Here is a 20,456-nt window from a genome sequence, read left to right as displayed (position 1 = left end):
TAGGTAACGGGCTATGAGCCCGTGCCTTTTATTTTTCTTTTTTAAGCTTGTGTTGACCTCCACGCAAAACATTTTAAATCCGAAACCCGAAACACAAATGTGCATCCGATGGAACATAATCCCGAAAACATAATAATACTCGTTCTTGGTTCTCCGGGAGCAGGGAAAACAACCCTTATAAACAGCGTCAACGCCGAAATCCAGAACTTCGAAGTCGTAAACATAGGCACGCTGATGGCCGAAGAGGTAAAATCGCAAAACATACCTAGGGACAGGCTTAGGTATCTACCTACAGAGAAGATAAGGGAGCTCAGAAAGGCGGCATTCGGCAGGATAGCAAAAATGAAAGGAACAGTGATAGTCGATACACATGCCACTGTAGAAAAAGGAAATAAATTTATATTTGGACTGCCAATAAATGATCTGCAGTATATGGGAAACATACGCGGCATAATATATGTCGACGCCAGTCCCGAGGAGCTTATAAAGCGCCGCTTGACAGACACAGTAAGGAAAAGAGAAAACGACGACGAGGAGATATTGAACCTTCAACGCCATCTCAATCTCTCCGTAGTGACGCTTTACGGATCGACATACGATATACCCGTTTACATACTGCACAACAAGGAAGGCAAGCTCGAGGACGCAAAAGCGGATTTCAAGAGCTTCATAAAGGACATAACCGAAAATAGCGAATATCATGACCGCAGTAACTCTTAACGCGCTGATGCCCATGGGCACAGTAATAATAATTATAGCCATAGGCATAGCCTATGTGGCTTTCTCTACGTTTGCGCAGCGCAAAGTAGGGAATCCAAAGAAGATGAGGGAGCTCCAGCAGCGCATGAATGCACTGTCAAAAGAGCTGAATCAGCTCGTAAAGTCGAATGCGCCGAAGGAGGAGATTGCCAAGAAGCAGAGCGAGCTCATGCCACTAATGAGCGAGAACATGAAGACATCCATAAAGCCAATGCTGGTCATACTTCCGGTATTCTTCCTGCTTTATTACCTTGTTCTTCCAACCACATTCCACTCAATAGCCAACGAATATGTGCTTTTCCTCGGCTCGATGAAGCTCAATTATCTGGGGGTTTTCTTCGCCTGCGTTTTCATTTTGGGAATAGCTACCTCTATAATAATAATGATATACGACAGAAAGAAAACGAAGCTGGAGCGGCAGGCAATAGCCGCCGCCGAAGCAGCGGAATCAGGTACAAACACATAAATAGTTTTTCAATAAAATTTCCTTTACTCTATTAAGTTGCTTAAAAGGTGTTTAATTTGCCAAAGCCCATGCACAGGTCTCATAGTTTCAAAAAGGTACAAAGGGTAACAAACTCTAAGAGAACGGTAACCCACTACAAGCGCGGAAAGGACATGATGCCCCACTGCGCGATATGCGGCCAGGAGCTCAACGGCATATCTCAAAAAGGCCCAAAGACAAGGAGGACCAACAGCAGGCTCTTCGGAGGCGTTCTATGCGCTTCATGCACTGCAGAAGTGGTTAAGCTCAGGAGCAGGGTAGAGCAGGGAGACATGAAGCTCAACGACATAGGAATAAGGCAAAGGTCCTACGTTCTGCAGCTTGTCGCCCACTGACGCTATGATCAAAGTATGCATATCAGGTTTTACCTCCAGCGGAAAGACCACTGCGGCTGATCTGGTTTCACAAAAGCTCGGAATAGCGCACATACACAAATCCTACAAGGAATATGTGGAGAACGAGCTGGAAGTCGCGAAGTTCACCGACAACGCATCTGACGAATTCGTGAAGGCTTTCGACGAAGAAATTAAAAAGCAGGCCGCAGCTTCGGGCTCGTGCGTCCTAAGCACCTGGCTGGCCCCGTGGTTCGTCGAAGATGCGACGCTCAGGGTATGGCTTTATGCCGATATAAAAATACGCTCCGCCAGATGGGCAAAAACGTACAATATTGACCTATCTGAAGCCGAAAAGCTGGTACTAGAAAAAGACCAGAGCGAGATAAAAAGCATAAAGCGCATATATGGGATAGACCTGAATGACAGGTCCATATTCGACATGGTCATAAATACGGGAAAGATACCTCCGCAGGAATGCGCGGAAATAATATGCTTGGCCGCGAAGGCAAGCGAAAAGTAGTTGTGCTAACAATTAAAAGGGTTAAGTGGCAAATACAAGCAATATCGATTACAAAGTGATACAAATGTTGGTTGAACCAGGCAGAGTATGCATAAAGAAATTCGGAAGGGACGCGGGCAGCATGGCTGTAATAACTTCAGTAGGCAAGGATGGCTATGTGAACATAGTAACCTCTAAGCGCCAGAAGGAGCGCAAATGCAACACAAAACATCTGGAATTCATAAACGAGACTGTTGACCCGAAGAACAAGGATCAGGTAAACAAGATACTCGGGATTTCAGCGCAGGCACCGAAACACAAATAATCAGGGTTCCTCTTCCAGGAACTTCAATGCGTTTTCTATTATCTTTTCCTTTTTCGAAGTTTTCTGATCCGAAAGGATCTCGAAGAGCTCTCCGACGTTGATTGCGTCCTTGAAGCCCAATTCTTTCAGCCTGCTCCTTAGCAGCTGCATCCCTATATCCTTTATCCCTATGCTGTCTATGCTGTTTTCCCTTATTCCCTCTATGCTTTTTTCTATCTCGGGCTCCTTAAGCCCTGAGGTATCCATCTCCAAAATTGCATCTCCTGCATGCTTCATTATCAGGGCCCTTAGGCCCAGCTCGCTGGAGCCTCCAAGCTCAAATGTGCCTTCGAGGTAGAGCTTCACTATCGGCTTTTTCTTGCTTCTCTCAACGCATTCGGCTATGGCTTCGTCGCATTTTTTCCTTATCTCTGCAATCGAGGCGTTTTTGAATTCCAGCCTTTTAACAATGAACGGCCTGCTTTCTATCTCAACAAATTCATAGCTGTATTTCTGCGTGTCGAAAAGTATGAATCCCTTCTTTTCCTGCTCCCCTTCCTTGAGCTGTGTCAGGACAGTGCTTCCAGGTATAAGGAAAAGCTTTCCGTGCACTGTTGATTTTACCCTGCTGTGTATGTGGCCGCACAAGTACAGATCAAATCCTTTTGGCAGATCATCATAGTGCATGAAAGAGTTGTCGAACGGCAGTATCTCGTATATGGACTGGTGCAGCATGAAAATGTTGAAGGCACCATCCACCGGCTTAGGATCAAGCTCTTTCAACTTTTCCACTACTCTTTCTTCGGACAAGCCTCCGAGCCCGTAAACAGCCACGCGTTCGCCGTCTTTCTCCAGCAACACCTGCGATTCGCTTGCGTCTATAAGAAGCCCGGCAAGCGCGAGCAGGCCCAGAGGATTTTCCTTTCCTGCAGCCGTCCTCTCGTGCGTTCCAGATATGGCGACTATCGGTGCAGAAGAAAAGGCTCTGCCTTGTCCCTTGAACCATTCCACCTTCGTTTTCCATTCGATGCCGTTGAGCTCCCTGAACAGGCTCAATGCCTGCGCGATGACCTCTGGTTTCGGGGCCCTTTTGTCGAATATGTCTCCAGGAAGCACTATTACATCAGCCATTTCGGCAGCTTTGGCTAGTGCTTCGCGCGCCTGTTCATAAGCGTCATCATAAAAACGCTCATAGCCTATGTGCATGTCTGAAACTACTGCTATCTTCATTTTTGCTCCCCGAATACCTTATCATGAAAAGCCTTTATGAACGCGTCCCTTCCCTCCTTTTTTGGCCCATAAGCCCCCGCGGCGCAAGGATGGCCTCCGCCGGTGCCTTCTATGGTTCCCGAAATTGCCCTCATTATCCTGCCCAGATGCATATTCATCTCGGTATCCAGAGTAGGCCTGCACCTTGCAGAGAACGATATTTCATTTTCCGATTCCGAATAAAAAAGGGCTATGTCAGCTCCTATCTTTATGGCATCGTCTGCTGCTATTGCCGCATGGACTGATGTGGCGCCGCTTACAAAAAGCCTGTTTCCGATAATCACGGTCTTGGAATCGAACAGCTCGTCCATTGTCCTCTCCCTGGCCTCCGCCGGTGCTATCTTCGAAAATTTCTCAAGCAGTTGCTGAAATCCAAGCCCAGAAATTTCAAGCAATTCGCCTATCTGCACGAAGCTCTTGGCCGTCGCGTTCCTAAACTCTGCGGAATCTGAATATATTCCCATGGCCAGAATCTCCGAAGTGGGTCTGTCCGGACGCATTCCGAAACTTTTGAGCAGTTCATAAACTATACTTGCAGTGGAATTATAACTTTCGTCGTTGAATACCAAAGCTTTCCCTGCTTCCGGGGAAGCGTGGTGATCTATCACGACTATATGCGCTGAAGATTCCTCAAGCCTTTTTTCAAAATGTCCGCAGTCTTCAAAATTGTTTACGTCAACAAGCACTATAATCTCTGCGCTGTCGTCAAACCCATCGCTTATTTCTGGCATGGCTATGCCTGCCTGCTCGATGGCGAAGCGGGCATTGGACGATATAAAGTCCGGCGCTCTTATCGACGAATTTTTCAGGATCTTCGTAATCCCGAAAGCAGACGATACGCAGTCCATATCCCCTATGGAATGGAATGTTACCATTGTCCTTTTGTCCGCATTTCTTTTAAGAAATTCGACAAGTTCCTCAAGCTTCACGCAACCGCTCATTTGCCCTTCTGGCCGTTAACCATCGACATTACTTTTTCCCTGAGCTCCTGCTCCCGCTTTTTCAGCTCGTCTATCTGCTTCTTCAGCATTGTAAGGCGCATGTCGGTCAGCTCGCTCTTTTCGTTTATGTCCTCAAGTGCGGCTTCCTTGGTGGCTTCCACTATCGCCCCGCCAACCGAGGAGTATATCTTTCCGGATGAGCCTTCTATCTGTTCTTTTGCATGGCTAAGCTCGTCCTTCTGCGCGGTAAACTGTTCCCTCTGCATAGAAAGGGCCTGAAGCTGCTCTTCGACTTTTTGGTAATCCAGTGTCAGCTTCTCCAAATTATTTTCTTCCATTGTGACCACTTGCATTATAAATCGCGATTTTCATTGAAATATAGAAAATAAAGCTTTTATGATTTTGTAATCCCAATCCGGCTATTTGTCGATTTCGGCCATTATTACATCCAGGCTCCCCAATATTGAGAATATATCTGCAAACTTGTGGCCCTTGGCCAGATGTGATAGCAACGATAGGTTCATGTATGTCGGTGATCTCATGTATATCCTGTACGGTTTCTGCTTGTCCGGAATCATGTATATTATGCCTTCTCCCCTGGGCAATTCATGGCTTAGCAGCACCGGTTCAGGGTTGGCTTGCGGCCCTATGAGCTTTATTGGCATTCCCACTACGTCTTCGTTCGAAGGAAAGTTGTCCAGCGCCTGCCTTATTATTGATATGCTCTGCCTCATCTCCTCGAATCTTACCTTATATCTGGCATAAGCGTCTCCCTCGCTTCTTGTCGGCACGTTGAACTTGATTTTGTCATATATATAGTATGGCATCGCTTTTCTTACGTCGTATTCAAGCCCCGACGCTCGCAACGTGGGCCCAGCAGCTCCCATATTTATTGCATCCTCAAGCTTCAGCTTTCCTATGCCCTTGGTCCTTTCGCTGAAAACAGGGTTCTTGTCGAGCACTTCAGGGTACTGGCTTATGTGCTCTTCTATATAATCGGTGAGCCTGTAAGCTCTTTCCTTAAAATCTTTCGGAAGCGGCTTCCAGAGCCCTCCGACCCGTATATTCACGTAAAACATCCTGCTTCCGGATATGTCCTCGAGGAACTTTATTATCTCTGCCCTCTCCCTGAATGTCCACATGAATAGGGTGAACATTTGGCCTAGGTCATTGCACCAAGTTCCTAGCCACAGCAAATGGCTTGCTATACGCTGAAATTCATCAAGAATGACTCTCGCATATTGTGCTGCCTCCTTTACTTCCTTTCCTTGTGCAATTTCTACTGCGTGGACGTAAAGATCGTCCCATGCCAGCGGAGCAACATAATCCATTTTTTCTGTATAAGAGGGATTTTGCATATACATTCTGGTTTCCATCAGCTTTTCTACGCCCCTGTGCAAAAATCCGATGTGCGTGTTGACGTCTACTACAGTGTCTCCATCTACGTCCACAACAAGCCTCAGCACTCCGTGCGTGCTCGGATGTATTGGCCCCACATTTATCCTCATTATGCTCATTGCTGCTGCCTCTTGTAATCTTCATTCCCCCAAGCGAAGCTTTTTCTCAACGGCGCCTCACTCCCGTTCCACTTCTCCAAAAGAAGCCGGGGCGCATCCCTTCCGATTATCTTTATGCCAAACATCTCAGACAATTCTCTTTCCAGCCAGTCCGCTGATTTGTAAAGCATTATAACGGTGTGTATGGATTCGTCGTCCTTAAGGTTTACGCCTAGAATCTCTTGCTTTTTTTGTTCCGTATTATACAGTATATACACTACCTCTAAGTGGTCTTTGTAATCGACCGCAGTTATTCCTTTTAGGTAATTAAACCCCTCTTTTTTCATATCTTCTAGGGTTGTCAGTAATGCTTCTTTCTGTATCTCCATCAATTTTTCCACCTATTTTGTCTTGAAGGCGCATAAGTGCCCCAAAAAGATTCTCCGGTTTAGGCGGGCACCCTATGGCGTAAACGTCTACCGGCAAAACCTGATCTATTCCTTTTATTATATTATAGCTTTCCCACCACGGTCCTCCAGAAGTTGCGCATTCTCCATACGCTATAACATACCTGGGTTCCGACATTTGCTCATAAAGTCTTTTTACCCTGGGGACCATCGATTTGGTTACCCAGCCGGCAACTATCATAACGTCGCACTGTCTTGGCGTTCCCCTGAAAAGCAGGTAACCTTTCCTTTCTGCATCTATCCTGGCAGCGCCAAAATCCATAAGCTCCATTGCACAGCAAGCCAGGCCGAACTGCAAAGGCCAAAGCGATTTTTCCATGCTCCACTTCACCAACCCGGACGCACGAGCCTTTATGAAATCGCCCAGTTTCAAAAACATTGCGTTTATCGGGACCTCTTTCCCTTTCAAGCTATTCTGCAGGAGCTCGTTCATCTCCTGTTCTGCATTTTCGAATTCCTGCTCGTTATACGGTGCATCATTCTCCACTACCATCGCCTATTACCTTATACCCTATCACTGAGAAAATCGTCGCAAAAACGAGCAAAAGAACCATATAAAGCCCGGAATATCTGCTCATTATTCCGGAAGCGTACGACCATACCAATACCAGAATTGCTATGACTTCGAACGGCAGGAAAAGCATTATGAAGGGAAAGTATTCGCTGTCTATGTCCCTGCTGTTTCCCACTGTCTTTTCTCCGCTTTCATAGGGCGCATCCTTTACATCGTTTGGCTTATACCTCCTGCCCAATATCTTGGCAGTCATTAAGAATGATACAGGTATAAATATGCCGAGAAGGGCAAAAAGAACCAATGCGATGTAGTTGTAAAGCATTACATCTACCTGGTATAACTTATGTTGCCAATGCTAAATATGTTTTGCTTGCCGTAAAAACTCTAGCGCTTGGAACTAAAAGCCTCCAAGGCCTCGACGGAATCATCAGGCGAGGCTTTTACTCTTTTTTTCATCCCGCATTTGAGACAGACATAACTTATGGTAAATGTTCCGTATCTGTCTGATATTGAGCTAACCGGCTCCATTTTTCCATGGCATTTGCATTCCCTATCTCCTGGTTTTATGTCTACGTGCAATCCATACAGGCATTTCGGGCAGTGGTCCGTATAGCCGTTGCCCTTTACCTCAAAGCCGCAATTATAGCATGTGAAATCTTCTATGTTCCTTGCAAATTTCTTTCCCATGTAATCATATCAAAAACGCTAAATAAACGAATCTGTTATTACTATCTGTGTAAATTATGGTTTCAATAATATATAACGATATCGACCCTGTCTCAAGAAATTCCTATGCTTATATAGAGCAAGAATACAAAAATCAGGAAATGCCGTTCAAAGTGGTAAAAGTTCAAACAGAATTGGTAAACGCTGCTCTGCCAGGATCTGTATCAGAACCTGCTATATTTATGAGCAAGCATTCGAGCAGCAAGAGCATAGGCTCGTTCACAGTCCATTCTGAAGGCAACTGGTCGTCCAAAGCAGAGCTTGGGGGAATCCCAAACGTGCTTAGCATGGCCTCTCCAATAGAAATGCTTAACACGCTGATACAAATGTCAAAGATAAACGTTAATGGTGTGGAAGTCACATATGAGGCAACGCATCACGGTCCCAATACATACAAAAAATCATTTTTTGCAGAGGTCGGTGGTAATGCCGAAGTAGTTAATAGTCCTGGGATGGCAGAGCTTCTTGCGAAATCGATAATAAATTCGTTGGATATGGGCAACGGCTCCAATAGGATAGTCATCGGCATAGGTGGAAACCATTATGCATCTAAGTTTACCAAGCTGGCACTTGAAAAAGGTTATGCCTTTGCGCACATAATGCCAAGATACTACGCAAACGAGACCGGGATGCTAAATCAAGCGTTTGAAATGTCGAATCCAAGGCCGGACGTTGCAGTTATAGAATGGAAAAGTCTTTCAGCAAAGGAAAGAGAGCCAATACTTAAAAAATTGAACGAAATAGGTATTGATTATGAGAGGGTTTGAGATCTCTTTGTCCATAGTGCTGCTTTCGTTATTGCTGCTACTTGGAACAGCAAACGCGCAGTACTGGTTTCAAAGCGGGGTAAGGTCATCCCAAAATTATTCTTTCAATAATGGCGCATCAGTAAGCATAGAAACGGTATACCCGCAGCAGCTCCAATATGGTTCCTTCGGTTTCTGGGTAGGAGAGATACTTAACAACGGCGCCTTCATACAAGTAGGATACGAAATTCCCAACCAAACCGGATATTACCCTACTGGCTGTTCTCCTAACGCTGCATGCACTGGAAAGGTCATAGTTAAAAAGGGCCAACCCTCATGGTTCTGGGAATATTTTCCTGCCGGAGATAATTCAAATAGCTTCTACGGCTCTGTAGGGACAAACGACAGCGTCGGGCCAAATGGAACTTTTAACACATACTCGTTCAAATACGCAAATGGCGAGTGGAACATATACCTAAACACCGCACTGATAGGCTCCGTTGACTTAGGCACATCAAACTCCGGGCAGAATGTTCCCACAGTATTCGGAGAATATGCAAACTCCAACAATAATGATACTTACATGAAACCCGTAACATTTTCCAACCTAACGGTATACAAAAATGGTATTCCTGAAAAAGTTTCCACGGGCTATTCGTATATAGGCTATGGGACCGGAAGCCTGCAAAACCTCAGGAATGGCTATGGCGTTAAAGAAGTCGCTCCGTACGTAAATGTATTCGAAGTGGGTTCGGGCCTTCCAACACCCGTGAATTTTACTACATTATGGTCATACGGTTACTATCTTAAAGTGAATTCTGATTATGGATATAGGGGCAATGCACAGTATTCGCCATATGCCAATTTCAATCTCACAGAACCAGAATATATCTATTTAAGCAACAACACAAGAGAGCGCTTCATAGGTTGGAAGGGCTCCGGGATAGGATCATATACTGGCGTTTCGAACAGCACCCAAATAAAAATATCATCCAACATCACCGAAACGGCATTATGGCAAACTCAATACCTGGCAAATGTTTCAAGCAGTTTCGGCAACGTAACCGGTTCCGGCTGGTATCCTAATGGGACTATTGCAACAATAAGCATATCGCCTCTGAACGTTAGCACAGGACCAGGATCACGATACCATTTTTATGGTTTTGGCAATATAAGCGCCGAACCAGAAATTCACATTTCCGTAACAAGCCCGACGAATATAGAAGCACTGTGGGAAAAGCAATATCTGATAAGTGGCACAACGCCATATGGCAACGTAACCGGTTCCGGCTGGTATGATTCAAATACGACAGCATATCTGTCATTGTCTAAAACTTCACAGCAGATAAATGCAACAACCGAAAAGATATTCATTTCATGGGACAATATATATGATAACAGCACAATAAAAATAAATGCCACGAAAAGCTACAATCTGACTGCAATATTTGATACGGCTTTTAAAGAAACCATAGCTCCAAAATCCGTAAACGGAGATAGTCTCAAACCGTCATTGTTTTATTTCAACGGCAAACCATACAGAAACCTTACCTTATTCATGCTGGAAGGCGATAATAAAATCGGCCCTTTTGATATCGGCGGAGTGAATGTCACTCCAATAAACAGTTCAGTAGATGTTTTGGCTCCAGGGGATATAGACATACTACTGCCGGTGTACAACGTTACGGTATATGCACGTAACATCTTCGGTGCCCCAATAAGCGGCACTGTAAGAGCGCGCTTCCAAAATGGGACTGTTTCGCAAAAATTTCTGAACAAAAACGGCTCCGCAGCATTTGCAGATGTGCCATATGGCAACGTAACCGGGGAGATAATATATTCCGGCTTCACTGAAAAGTTTGCCTCATCTTATTCGAATGGCGTTAAGGTTGAGATGGTAACGCCAGCAATAATAATAGCAATAATAATCGTAACAATTGCTATTGCATCCTTCTGGTTTTATCTGCAGTTCAAGCGCAGGAAAAAAAGGTAAGAACAAAATGGATGTATATTCTTATTTTCTAAAAAGTCACGAGTCGTTCACAAAGATACAGAAGCTGGCATTTCCCGTAATAGAAAGCAAATCCAACGCACTTATAGTTGCGCCAACCGGTTCAGGAAAGACAGAGTCTGCATTTCTTCCTATTCTTAACGACATTGTCAAAAATCACGCCGCCGGAATAACCTTGCTTTACATAACGCCCCTGCGAGCTCTCAACAGAGACATGCTTCTTAGGCTGGAAGGCATATGTGCGGAATTCGGCGTATCGATGGGCGTAAGGCACGGCGACACTAGCGTCAGCGAAAAATCCAAGCAGACAAGAAAGCCTCCTACAATAATGATTACCACTCCAGAAACACTGCAAAGCATACTGCCCACCAAATACCTCGGGCCTGCACTGAAGAATCTGAAGTATGTGATTGTAGATGAAATCCACGAGCTCTACTATAACAAGCGAGGTGCACAGCTGTCGCTTGCGTTGGAAAGGCTCGAGGAGCTTTCGCCGGGATTCGTACGTGTAGGGCTAAGCGCTACGGTGGGAAATACAGAAACGATATCCAAATTTCTGTGCGGTTCGAGACAGTGCAAGGTAATAAACTCTGATGAATCAAAGCAGACGGAAATAAACGTGCTATTTCCAGATAAGATAAAGCACCCTAACAAAGACATAATGGAAAAATTTGGCCTAGATGCTGCATCCGCTGCAAGATTGGAGGTAATATCCGACGAGATAAAATCCGGGACCTCTACTTTGATATTCGCAAACACCAGGCAGATAGTCGAAGCGCTAGGAAACAGGCTGACATACATGCAGAAAATAAGGCCTTTCGGCGGCATAGGGGTACACCATAGTTCCATAGAGAAATCCGAGAGAATAAAGATGGAATTGGATTTCAAGAACGGCGAGATAAAAGGCCTTCTGGCAACTAGCTCGCTTGAGCTTGGCATAGACATAGGTACAATAAACAAGGTCATACAATACGGCTCACCAAGGCAGGCGCTGAGGCTGATACAGCGCGTTGGCAGGAGCGGTCATACGTCACATGGCAAGCCTGTGGGCAAAATACTTGCTACCGGCATCATGGACGCAATAGAATCGACTGCAGTGGCAATGAACGCAGCAGACAGCTTAATAGAAAACTATTCGTGCCAGTTTGGTTCCCTGGACGTCCTCGCCAACCAGGTATGCGGGATAGCATTGGACAAGGGCACCATCAGATTCGAAGCCCTTCTTGGGGTTATAAACAGGTCTTACATATATAGCGGAATAAAGAAGGAAGAATTATCCTATCTACTGACTTTCATGTCCAAGCAGCGCCTGCTTGGCTTCGATGGCACTACAATAAGCGCAGGCAAGTCTACAAGGATGTACTATTATGAGCACCTTAGCGTCATACCCGATACAAAACGTTTCATGGTAAAGAATATAGCAACAAGCAAGATAATATCGAGCCTGGACGAAAGGTTTGTGGCAGGCAAGCTAGAAGAGGGCATCATATTCATAACTAAAGGCTTGCCCTGGAAGGTTATAAGCATAGAGGACGATATCATATATGCGGAGCCTTCAACCGATATAGAAGGAGCTGTCCCAGACTGGTCAGGCGAGGACATACCCGTGAGCAGGGAAGTGGCTGCACGCGTATCTTCAGTAATAAGCAATCCCTCCTCAATAAGCAGATACAAAGTAAACGACGAACCGTCTGAAAAGAGGATACACGAATTTTCAACCGAATGCTCGGAATACTCGCTTAACGACAGGTCTTTCGTCATTGAGAAGCACCCAGAATACGTGGCAGTCTACACCTTTCTCGGGACTCTCGGGAACGAAGCCCTTTCTAGGATAATAGGCCATCTGCTTAGCATACGCTTCGGCAGGAGCATAAACATACGTTCATCCCCGTACATGATTTTTATAGAGCTAAATCAGAAAGTGGAGATCGAAGATCTTTTGAGATCTATAAATCCAGATTCTATAGCCGAAACGATAGACGAATTTCTGGAAAAATCAGAAATTTTTTCCTATCATTTTGTCTACGTGGCGAAAATGTTCGGAATAATAGATAGGGAAGCCAAGGTTTCGAAATCCCTTACGCGCAGGCTTATATCAATTTTCAAGGATAGCCCGGTATACAAAGAGGCAAGGAGGGAGCTGATGCAAAACTACTTTGATATCGAAGGCCTCTCTTCATTCCTGAAGTTGCTTAGAAAAAATGAACTGCGGCCCAGGCTCTTTGAAGTAGACACAATAACAAAAATGACGAAAGCCATAATGGATTCCGCATATTACACCAAGGAGCTCATAATGCCGTTAACGCCCAGCAACGAGCTTCTCAATTCCTTCGTAGAATACACTACTTCAAAAAGCATAAAGCTGCTGTGCACATACTGCGGTTTCTATTTTACCGAAAAGATATCCGACCTCAAGGAAAAGCAAAAAATAGTATGCCCAAACTGCTCGAGCCCGATGATCGCAGTATACAAAGACGATCTCAAATCAATAGTTGACAAAAGGAAGAAAGGTATAAAGCTTGAAAGATCAGAAAAGAAAAGGCTCAACGAAGCGATGTCCGAAGCGGATTTGTTCTCTGCATATGGATGGAAAGCAGCTGCTGCCCTAGCAACATATGGGGTAGGCCCTCGCGCCGCGGCAAGGGCGCTTCTGATGTTGAGGCGTGAGGACAAACTATTCTATATAGATTTAATAGAAGCGCAGAAGCAATTCATAAAGAATAAAAAATATTGGTCAATATAGTGGTAATATGCTTTATCTAATAGGGCTTGGCATAGGGGAACGCGACATAACGCAAGCCGGAATCGAGGCAATAAAGAATTCCGAAATAATAATTCTTGACGGATACACTGCATTCGTGGATCCAAAAAAACTAAAATTTATCAGTTCAATCTCAAAAAGGGAGATACAGCGCGCGGGCAGGAGCGAGCTCGAGGAGGGAGTATCTAAAATAATCTCAGAAGCGAAGTTAAGGAACGTTTCGATAATAACTAACGGGGATCCGATGCTCGCCACAACACACAAGACTATATTGGTGGAAGCAGGAAAACAGGGTTTGGCATTCAAAGTGATACATTCGACAAGCATATTTTCAGTGGCCATAGCAGAGAGCGGACTGGACTTCTACAGGTTTGGTCCCACATGCACCGTACCGAGATGGTCCGAACACTACAAGCCCGTTTCTTTCTATGAAACAGTATCGGCAAACATTTCCGGGAACAGGCACAGCATGATACTGCTTGACTACGATAATGAAAAGGGTATGTCTATAAGGATTGAGGAAGCAATAGCAATAATGTCAAAGGCCGAGGAGCATTACAAGCTTGGCGTCTTCGCCAAAGACAGGGAAATAATGGCGCTGTGCGACGTTGGCACAGAAAAGCAGAAAATCGTATTCAAAAAAATTGCTGATATCAAAACGGATGCGGATTATAGGATGGCCACCCTCATAATGCCGGCAAAGCTCAGTGAAATAGAAACAGAATATATCAAACAGATAAGCATGGTGTAAATTTGGCATTGGAAATAGTTTACGACAAGCACAAAAAGGCAATATACTGCAAGGACCAGTCTACAATAGATACGCTAAGGTCTGGGAACATAGGCACCATGTCCAACGGAACGCTAAAGCTAGCCCCAGAAGAGGCTCTTTATGTATTGGACGTCAGGAAGGCAGTATGCAAATCGTCAGATTCTGGTGACGAGATAACTTTTAACGGTCTTGCATCATATTTTTCAAAAAACAAGAAGTTCATGGCCAGGTACTTCACGTACAAAGATTGGCGTGACCGAGGTTTAATGATCAGAAGCCCTAAGGAAGAGCATGTTGCCACGAAGAACGCACAAATGCAGATTAAGAGATATCCTTCTTCTTCGATAAACATATCAAAATACTCAATGAACGGCGTATTCTTTGAGGACGATCTTACTTCGGTTGTAGACGATCCCGAGATGGGAAAGCAGATATACGAACAGTATTGGTTCGGCCAGTATGGAACATACAAGCTAAGCAATCATGGAACCCTGAACAAGTTCGACCTCTACGAAACCCTATTTCTGGTCGAATTCGGATCTCTAAAGATAGAAGGATATCCGTTCAATGAAATACTGAAGATAGCTTCCAAAGTCAGGCCGGATGCCCAAAAGCTCTACGAAGTCTACAAGGATTGGAGATCCAAAGGCTATGTAATAAAATCCGGATTCAAGTTCGGCACGCATTTCAGGGTCTATTTTCCCGGTGCAAAGCCCATAAAGGACGATCCTTCATGGATCCATTCAAAGCACGTGCTGCATGTATTTCCAAGGGATTCGAAACTTTTGACATCGGAATGGGCAAGGGTCATAAGGGTAGCGCATTCTGTGAAGAAAACCTTCATACTCGGAATACCTGGAAAAACAAGGCAGAAAAAGGTGAACATGGACTTTATACTCTACCACAGAAAGCACGACGGAATAGAGATTCCTGGGAAAGACGCACCGCACTTCGGCATGCTTTCGCTTGGAGAGAACGAATATATAGGCGGAAGCGAGCTTTCAGCCATGATAAATGAGGCCAACAGCGAACACATGGAGCTGATAATAGCGATAGCCGACAGGGAAACTGCTGTTACCTATTACCGCGTGAAAAAAATAGAGCTGCCCACCAGTGAATACGAATATTACGAGATAGACTGGATGCAGCCATAGCAGTACAAAAAATTTTTATATCTGCCGTTCATTAGTAATCTGTGATTGGACGACCACGTACATAAAAAGTGCGGTCCAGATAAAAATGGACATAGATGAAAAGGTTGAATTCTATCTTTCCGAGGATGGCTCTTCGGTAAAATCGCTTCTAAGAAAGCTTGACAGAAGTATGGCAGAGATTCCCATATATGCTAATAGGGGATTCGTAAGCGGGATCAAAGTTGGATTCTGTTCTGACGAACGAATGTTCGGAAAAATATTCAGGGTTGAAACCAACATAGAAAGAAACAACATCCAGTTGGGCCCATACATAGTAAAAAACCCAATATCAATGCTCGAAATGTTTAATTCAAAATCATACGGCAGTGAGATAACATATATGCTTAAGGAGGAAAGGGAAAGCATAGACCCAAGGCTGTTCCTTATCCCTAGCAAAATAGTAATAACTAGCGGGTCAGATGCCCTAGGTCCAAAATTTACCATAATGGCCAAGGAGGATCCGACGATGCGCCTTAGCAAAGGCGTGCAATAATGAGAGCGGGCCCAGAGGGATTTGGACCCTCGACCTACTGGTTAAGAGCCAGCCGCTCTACCAAACTGAGCTATGGGCCCACAAATAACGCATCCTCTTTTTGTTTGCATATTATAAAGCTTTTTCTATCATTGCTCCGAGCTTCTTGGAATGCTTCTGGTCGCATGCCACTATTGCAATCTTGCGCTTCTGCAACACCTCTGTCAATATTTTGAATATGTCTGAAATGTCATTAAGGTTGCCTATCTCCTTCTTGTCCTTTGATAATACTTTTATTCTGTCCTCGTTGCCCTTCAAGTGGTGTATCTCCGCAATGTATTCGCTTTCGTCAAGCCCTGCCTTTTGTGCTATCTCTCCAAGCTCTTCTTCGGTGATGTCGCTATGCAAGTTTGGATTGTAGTAAGCCCTTTTGAACAGTTTCCTATCAATAACCCTTTCTATGAGCGAGGATGAGCCCTCAATATCCTTCAGTTCTGTCATTGCCTCCTGGTCGTTGTGGTACATAAAAGCGTATGGATCCAAATCCCCAGATTCCAAAGCAATCCTCAGTGCCTTCCTGTACATCGCATTTGCCGTGAGAACTGCGTGGTGCAGATATACTGAAGAATACATATAATACCTTGCTATGAAAAACGATTCGACAGCGTCAACGCCGCTCGCATAGGCCGCGGGCTCATCCATGTAAAGCGTAAGCAGATTCCTTATCCTGTAATAATCTATCATCCCATAAGCCACTCCTGTGTAATAGGCGTCGCGTATCAGGTAATCAACCCTGTCGCTCCCCAACGGCCCGGTAACTATCTTGCCCTTGCCTATCCCGTCAAAATACCTTAATATCTTCTTTTTTGACATTCCGTAATCCTTTACATTATCGAGTATACTACTCTTCTCCAGTATACGTTTTCCAACCTCTTCATGCATTATCCTTATGTACGGGTAGAGCGGCCTTTCCGATTCGTGTGACAACGGCATATGGCCTATATCGTGCAGCAGTCCTGCCACGCAAAGCTCCCTGTCTTCCGAACCCAAGACCCTTGAGGAAATGTCTTTGGTCACGTTCCATGTTCCCAGGGAATGTTCAAACCTGGTGTGGTGCGCACCTGGAAATACAAGGTAAGAAAATCCCAGCTGTTTGACATACCTGAGCCTTTGGAATTCCGGAGCCTCTATTATTCTTGCAACTGCATCGTCAATCTGCAAATCTCCGGAAACGGGATCCCTTATATAAAAGTGCTTTTTGCGTTTTTCAGGCATAAAACAACCTATTTTCTCTCGTGCAATTTCAAGGCAAATACTCCAATAGATACCAGCACTATTATGGATATATCGAGTGTCGTGCAATATATACATATCTTGCCTATCAGGTACTGTGCGCTGAAGGAATATACAACCGCAAGGATTCCTACCATGTACCATATCGGAGCCAAGAACTCGCTCGCGGCATTTCTTTTGGCAAATATGAAAAGCAGCACAACAGACCATATAAGCCCCAACAATGCCAGCGGTACCCCAAAAACGCTAGAATAGCCGCTAGTAAGAACAGTGGCACAATCTATTATTCCAGTGTTTGGACATGCAAGCACACCTGGGTAAAAATGCTCTACGCTGAGGTAAGCGCTATCTACGAGAGCCACAAATGCAAATATAAGAAATACCAATACACTAAGCTTTATACTATCACCGCTGTAAATTGTAAATGCAGGAAAGTATTAATAAAATGAAGCATAATAAAACTATTTCAGGTTTTACTTTAACCTTTATAAATGAGAGCATGATTAACCTTAACCTTTTCAACCCTACTAATGTGGGTTTTATAACTGCGATAATACTCTCATACCTATTGGGCATAATCCACGGGATAACCCCTGACGAGCATACGTGGCCAATAACTTTTTCGTATGCCGTTGGAAGCTATAGCAGCAAGGAGGGAATGAAAGCGGGTATGATATTCTCTTCCGGATTCACGCTGCAGCGCGCTCTCGTTTCCGAGCTTGCATATTTCGCTCTTGTGGGAATCCTTACTACCTCTTTGATCTTCGGAATAACCTACATGTTTGTCGGCCTGGCAATGCTGCTTGCCGGGCTCTACATAAAAGAGAAGGGTGTGTATCTTCACTGGCACTGGCTTGAGGAAAAGTTGGGTGTCATGGTCCATCTACACAAGCCAAAAAGCCACGATCAGGAACTAGAATTCGAGCACAAAAAGAACCCGCTGACTTCTGACGATGAAGGCATAGGCCTAAAGAAGGTTCCATCGAAGATGGCGTTCCTTCACGGCTTAATAGCTGGTTTCGGCTTCGGCGCTTTCGCTCTTATAATATACACTGTCCTTTCACCTTCCATGCCGAGCCCATGGCTGGGATGGGTTCCTGGAGCTCTTTTCGGCCTTGGGACTATGACAATGCAAATAATATTTGGAGCAGCGTTCGGGAAATGGATAACCAAGGTAAAGAAACTTACGAAGAAGGGAATAGCTTTCCTTGCAAGAAGCATAAGCTCTGACGTGCTGCTGTACGGCGGAATAACATTCTTTGTGGCAGGAATATTGGTCGAAATATTTCCAAACATACTCCAATACGGGATTATAACCCCGCTTAAGATCCACAATCTGCATGATTTAGGCATAGGATTTTTCATAGTGATAGCTGTGGTAGTAATAATAGGGGCAGTATCATACAAGCTTTCTGTAAGGAAGGCGATAAAGCTAGGATACACCTATCAATAAAAACGTTCAATAAATGCTTCTTATGTTTCCGTGCCTTATTCTTTTCGGCGTTCTGCCTGTGATCTTTATTTTTTCTCCGCAGTAAGGGCATTCGTTTCCCTTGGACAATCTGTTGTCCAGTATGTCGAAACCAAGCCTTTCTATTACCATACGGCCGCATGAAGGGCAGAAAGTGCTTTCCCTTGAGTTCCCCGGCACGTTGCCTATATAAACGTATTTCAATCCTGCCTTCTTCGCTATTTCATAGTGTTTTTCCAAAGTTGAGAGGGGCGTGCTGCTTAGGTAATCCATTTTGTAGTCCGGATGAAATCTGGTAAAATGCACTGGAACATCGTTTCCAAGATTTGAGGCAATCCACGAACATAGCTCGGTGCAGGCATTCTCATCATCCCCTACTTCAGGTATCACCAGATCCGTTATCTCCACGTGGATTCCTGAGTTTTTCAGCGCTATCAGGGCCTCTTTTATCGGTTCCGGAGAATAGAGCGCCATATACTTATTGGCAAATACCCTTTCCCCATTTCCCTTAAAATCTACGACAACAGCATCTATGCTGCCTTTCATCAATTCTACGGCCTCTTTGGTCATGTAGCCGTTGCTTACGAATACGGTATACAGCCCTGCCTTATGCGCGATTTTTGCAACGTCGAGAGCATATTCTATGAATATTGTGGGCTCGTTGTAAGTGAATGCTATTCCGTCAGCGCCGTTGCGCACTGCCATATCGACCAGTTCCTCAGGCCCCAAGTACGTTCCCTCTATATCCTTCTCTTTCGATATGTTGTGGTTCTGGCAGAAAAGGCATCCGAAATTGCATGACGATGTCCCCACTCCCAAAACAGTTGTGCCTGGCATGAAGTGGTTGAATGGTTTCTTCTCTATTGGGTCTATCTGTATCGCGTCAAGCACTCCATAATTCGCAAGGAAAAGCTTGCCGCCTATGTTCTTCCTTATATAGCAGAAGCCGTGCCCTCCTTCAGGAATCAAGCACCTCCTTGAGCAGGCATTGCACCTGACCTTGCTGCCAGCGGCTTCCCACAGAACTGCGTCCTTAAGCATAATACTCTAATATATAATGTCAGCAGAAATACTTATTTCTTTCAGGCTATGCGCTCGGCTATGGCTTTAAACTCTTCGAATACCGTTTCGTCCTCCAAAACCGGTATCTTTCCCTCATCCTCAAGCTTGGATATCCTTTTGTTGAGGCTTATCTTTCCTATTACTTCAGTATCCAGCGCCTTGGCTACATACTCTGCCTGCTCTGTCGTTCCCTCCGACATGTTTTCCACAACGCCCAGGACTGCTTTTCCCAGCCTTTTGGCCATGAGCCCTGAGCGTACGGAATTCACTGCGGCTATCCTTGCAGGAGTGGTAACTAGCACGAAACCCTTCATGTCAAGAAGCTGCATTATCGAAAGCGGCGCATCTGATGTTCCTGGAGGCAGGTCTATTATCAAATAGTCGAGCTGTCCCCAGTCTGTGTTCTCGAAAAAGTCGCCGAGCATTTTAGCTATAAGGGCCCCCCTCCATATTATCGGCTTTTTTGCATCATCCACTATCATTGCCGTGGAAGCCACCTTTATGCCCTGCCTCTCAAGCGGCTTTAGCGGGAAATGGCTTATGTCCATGCGGTCCTCTATTCCCATGAACATTGGCACGTTTGGGCAGTCTATGTCAGCGTCAAGCAGCCCTACGCTTTTTCCCATTTTTGCAAGTGCAATCGCAAGGTTCACAGCCACAGTGGTCTTTCCGACACCACCTTTGGCGCTGTAAACTCCTATCTTGTTCTTTATGCCTGCAAGCTTGGCCTTTACCTCTTCCTTCTGCCTTATTACCCCTGCAAAAGAGGGGTGCACATGCTGGGCTTGTTCTTCTGCCATTTTATCGCAGTATTTATGCTGGAAGCCTTTTTTATAGCTTATCTGAGCCAAAAAGGGAAC

Annotated in this window: 24 protein-coding genes and 1 tRNA gene; 12 read left to right on the top strand and 13 right to left on the bottom strand. The window is 44.9% G+C overall.

What is annotated here, in order from left to right; genetic code table 11:
• Positions 1-108: 108 nt before the first annotated feature.
• The 5 genes from Micr_RS00300 to Micr_RS00280 all read left to right on the top strand — a co-directional run bounded on the left by Micr_RS00300 (position 109) and on the right by Micr_RS00280 (position 2,423).
• On the top strand, positions 109-720 hold the full coding sequence (locus tag Micr_RS00300) for an AAA family ATPase (protein WP_203134680.1): 612 nt from the start codon (positions 109-111) through the stop codon (positions 718-720).
• The gene (locus Micr_RS00295) at positions 701-1,225 is read left to right on the top strand and encodes an EMC3/TMCO1 family protein (protein WP_203134679.1); all 525 of its coding nucleotides are present in this window, start codon (positions 701-703) and stop codon (positions 1,223-1,225) included. The genes Micr_RS00300 and Micr_RS00295 overlap by 20 nt, the downstream gene beginning before the upstream one ends.
• A 56-nt stretch (positions 1,226-1,281) precedes the next feature.
• Positions 1,282-1,599, top strand: coding sequence for a 50S ribosomal protein L34e (gene rpl34e, locus Micr_RS00290; protein ID WP_203134678.1), 318 nt, complete (start codon positions 1,282-1,284; stop codon positions 1,597-1,599).
• A 4-nt stretch (positions 1,600-1,603) separates the two neighbouring features.
• Positions 1,604-2,119, top strand: coding sequence for an AAA family ATPase (locus Micr_RS00285; protein ID WP_203134677.1), 516 nt, complete (start codon positions 1,604-1,606; stop codon positions 2,117-2,119).
• A gap of 64 nt (positions 2,120-2,183) precedes the next feature.
• Positions 2,184-2,423, top strand: a complete 240-nt coding sequence (locus Micr_RS00280; RefSeq protein ID WP_203134676.1) for a 50S ribosomal protein L14e — start codon at positions 2,184-2,186, stop codon at positions 2,421-2,423.
• Here the strand turns inward: Micr_RS00280 and Micr_RS00275 are convergent, their stop codons facing one another.
• The 8 genes from Micr_RS00275 to Micr_RS00240 form a co-directional block, all read right to left on the bottom strand.
• Entirely contained in the window at positions 2,424-3,632 is a 1,209-nt protein-coding gene (locus tag Micr_RS00275) for a DNA repair exonuclease (RefSeq protein WP_203134675.1), read from the bottom strand. It abuts the gene before it with no gap.
• Entirely contained in the window at positions 3,629-4,600 is a 972-nt protein-coding gene (locus tag Micr_RS00270; RefSeq protein ID WP_203134674.1) for a DHH family phosphoesterase, read from the bottom strand. Before Micr_RS00270 ends, Micr_RS00275 begins: the two co-directional genes overlap by 4 nt.
• Positions 4,601-4,608: 8 nt before the next feature.
• Complete coding sequence (locus tag Micr_RS00265; protein ID WP_203134673.1) at positions 4,609-4,950, bottom strand: prefoldin subunit; 342 nt, start codon at positions 4,948-4,950, stop codon at positions 4,609-4,611.
• Between the two features lie 81 nt (positions 4,951-5,031).
• The gene (locus tag Micr_RS00260) at positions 5,032-6,129 is read right to left on the bottom strand and encodes an NADH-quinone oxidoreductase subunit D (RefSeq protein ID WP_203134672.1); all 1,098 of its coding nucleotides are present in this window, start codon (positions 6,127-6,129) and stop codon (positions 5,032-5,034) included.
• A complete protein-coding gene (locus Micr_RS00255) occupies positions 6,126-6,497 on the bottom strand; it encodes an NADH-quinone oxidoreductase subunit C (RefSeq protein WP_203134671.1) in 372 nt (123 codons plus the stop codon). The genes Micr_RS00260 and Micr_RS00255 overlap by 4 nt, the downstream gene beginning before the upstream one ends.
• Positions 6,436-6,954 carry an NADH-quinone oxidoreductase subunit B gene (locus Micr_RS00250; RefSeq protein WP_203135110.1) on the bottom strand — a complete coding sequence of 173 codons (519 nt, stop codon included), beginning with the start codon at positions 6,952-6,954 and terminating at the stop codon, positions 6,436-6,438. The genes Micr_RS00255 and Micr_RS00250 overlap by 62 nt, the downstream gene beginning before the upstream one ends.
• A 97-nt stretch (positions 6,955-7,051) precedes the next feature.
• Positions 7,052-7,411 carry an NADH-quinone oxidoreductase subunit A gene (locus Micr_RS00245; protein ID WP_203134670.1) on the bottom strand — a complete coding sequence of 120 codons (360 nt, stop codon included), beginning with the start codon at positions 7,409-7,411 and terminating at the stop codon, positions 7,052-7,054.
• Between the two features lie 62 nt (positions 7,412-7,473).
• Positions 7,474-7,776 carry an RNHCP domain-containing protein gene (locus Micr_RS00240; RefSeq protein WP_203134669.1) on the bottom strand — a complete coding sequence of 101 codons (303 nt, stop codon included), beginning with the start codon at positions 7,774-7,776 and terminating at the stop codon, positions 7,474-7,476.
• Positions 7,777-7,832: 56 nt separating this feature from the next.
• Between Micr_RS00240 and Micr_RS00235 the strand changes: the two genes are divergently transcribed.
• From Micr_RS00235 to Micr_RS00210, 6 genes are all read left to right on the top strand, one after another.
• Positions 7,833-8,582 (top strand): D-aminoacyl-tRNA deacylase, encoded by a 750-nt coding sequence (locus Micr_RS00235; RefSeq protein ID WP_203134668.1) that lies wholly within the window; start codon positions 7,833-7,835, stop codon positions 8,580-8,582.
• On the top strand, positions 8,569-10,554 hold the full coding sequence (locus Micr_RS00230) for a hypothetical protein (RefSeq protein WP_203134667.1): 1,986 nt from the start codon (positions 8,569-8,571) through the stop codon (positions 10,552-10,554). Before Micr_RS00235 ends, Micr_RS00230 begins: the two co-directional genes overlap by 14 nt.
• Before the next feature lie 7 nt (positions 10,555-10,561).
• On the top strand, positions 10,562-13,315 hold the full coding sequence (locus Micr_RS00225; protein WP_203134666.1) for a DEAD/DEAH box helicase: 2,754 nt from the start codon (positions 10,562-10,564) through the stop codon (positions 13,313-13,315).
• A gap of 7 nt (positions 13,316-13,322) precedes the next feature.
• Positions 13,323-14,084 carry a diphthine synthase gene (gene dph5 / locus Micr_RS00220; protein WP_203134665.1) on the top strand — a complete coding sequence of 254 codons (762 nt, stop codon included), beginning with the start codon at positions 13,323-13,325 and terminating at the stop codon, positions 14,082-14,084.
• Between the two features lie 2 nt (positions 14,085-14,086).
• Positions 14,087-15,259, top strand: a complete 1,173-nt coding sequence (gene endA / locus Micr_RS00215) for a tRNA-intron lyase (protein ID WP_203134664.1) — start codon at positions 14,087-14,089, stop codon at positions 15,257-15,259.
• A gap of 85 nt (positions 15,260-15,344) precedes the next feature.
• Entirely contained in the window at positions 15,345-15,791 is a 447-nt protein-coding gene (locus Micr_RS00210; RefSeq protein ID WP_203134663.1) for a hypothetical protein, read from the top strand.
• A 6-nt stretch (positions 15,792-15,797) separates the two neighbouring features.
• Here the strand turns inward: Micr_RS00210 and Micr_RS00205 are convergent.
• The 3 genes from Micr_RS00205 to Micr_RS00195 form a co-directional block, all read right to left on the bottom strand.
• A tRNA-Lys gene (locus Micr_RS00205) sits at positions 15,798-15,871 on the bottom strand.
• A gap of 31 nt (positions 15,872-15,902) precedes the next feature.
• Positions 15,903-17,045, bottom strand: coding sequence for an HD domain-containing protein (locus Micr_RS00200; protein ID WP_203134662.1), 1,143 nt, complete (start codon positions 17,043-17,045; stop codon positions 15,903-15,905).
• Positions 17,046-17,053: 8 nt separating this feature from the next.
• The gene (locus Micr_RS00195; RefSeq protein WP_226803558.1) at positions 17,054-17,449 is read right to left on the bottom strand and encodes a vitamin K epoxide reductase family protein; all 396 of its coding nucleotides are present in this window, start codon (positions 17,447-17,449) and stop codon (positions 17,054-17,056) included.
• Positions 17,450-17,562: 113 nt separating this feature from the next.
• Here Micr_RS00195 and Micr_RS00190 point away from each other — a divergent pair, with 113 nt between their 5' ends.
• Positions 17,563-18,516: a hypothetical protein gene (locus Micr_RS00190; RefSeq protein WP_203134660.1), complete on the top strand. Its 954-nt coding sequence runs from the start codon at positions 17,563-17,565 to the stop codon at positions 18,514-18,516.
• Between the two features lie 6 nt (positions 18,517-18,522).
• On the opposite strand, the gene amrS is transcribed toward Micr_RS00190, so the two are convergent.
• Together amrS and Micr_RS00180 are read right to left on the bottom strand one after the other, a co-directional pair.
• The gene (gene amrS / locus Micr_RS00185) at positions 18,523-19,575 is read right to left on the bottom strand and encodes an AmmeMemoRadiSam system radical SAM enzyme (protein ID WP_203134659.1); all 1,053 of its coding nucleotides are present in this window, start codon (positions 19,573-19,575) and stop codon (positions 18,523-18,525) included.
• 41 nt (positions 19,576-19,616) lie between these two features.
• Positions 19,617-20,396, bottom strand: coding sequence for a P-loop NTPase (locus tag Micr_RS00180; protein WP_203134658.1), 780 nt, complete (start codon positions 20,394-20,396; stop codon positions 19,617-19,619).
• Positions 20,397-20,456 lie beyond the last annotated feature (60 nt).

Origin of the sequence: Candidatus Micrarchaeum sp., from assembly GCF_016806735.1 — an archaeon.
Lineage (GTDB): Archaea > Micrarchaeota > Micrarchaeia > Micrarchaeales > Micrarchaeaceae > Micrarchaeum_A > Micrarchaeum_A acidiphilum_A.
The sequence above is the reverse complement of the archived record's forward strand: the minus strand, read 5'-3'. Positions and strand labels throughout refer to the sequence as shown.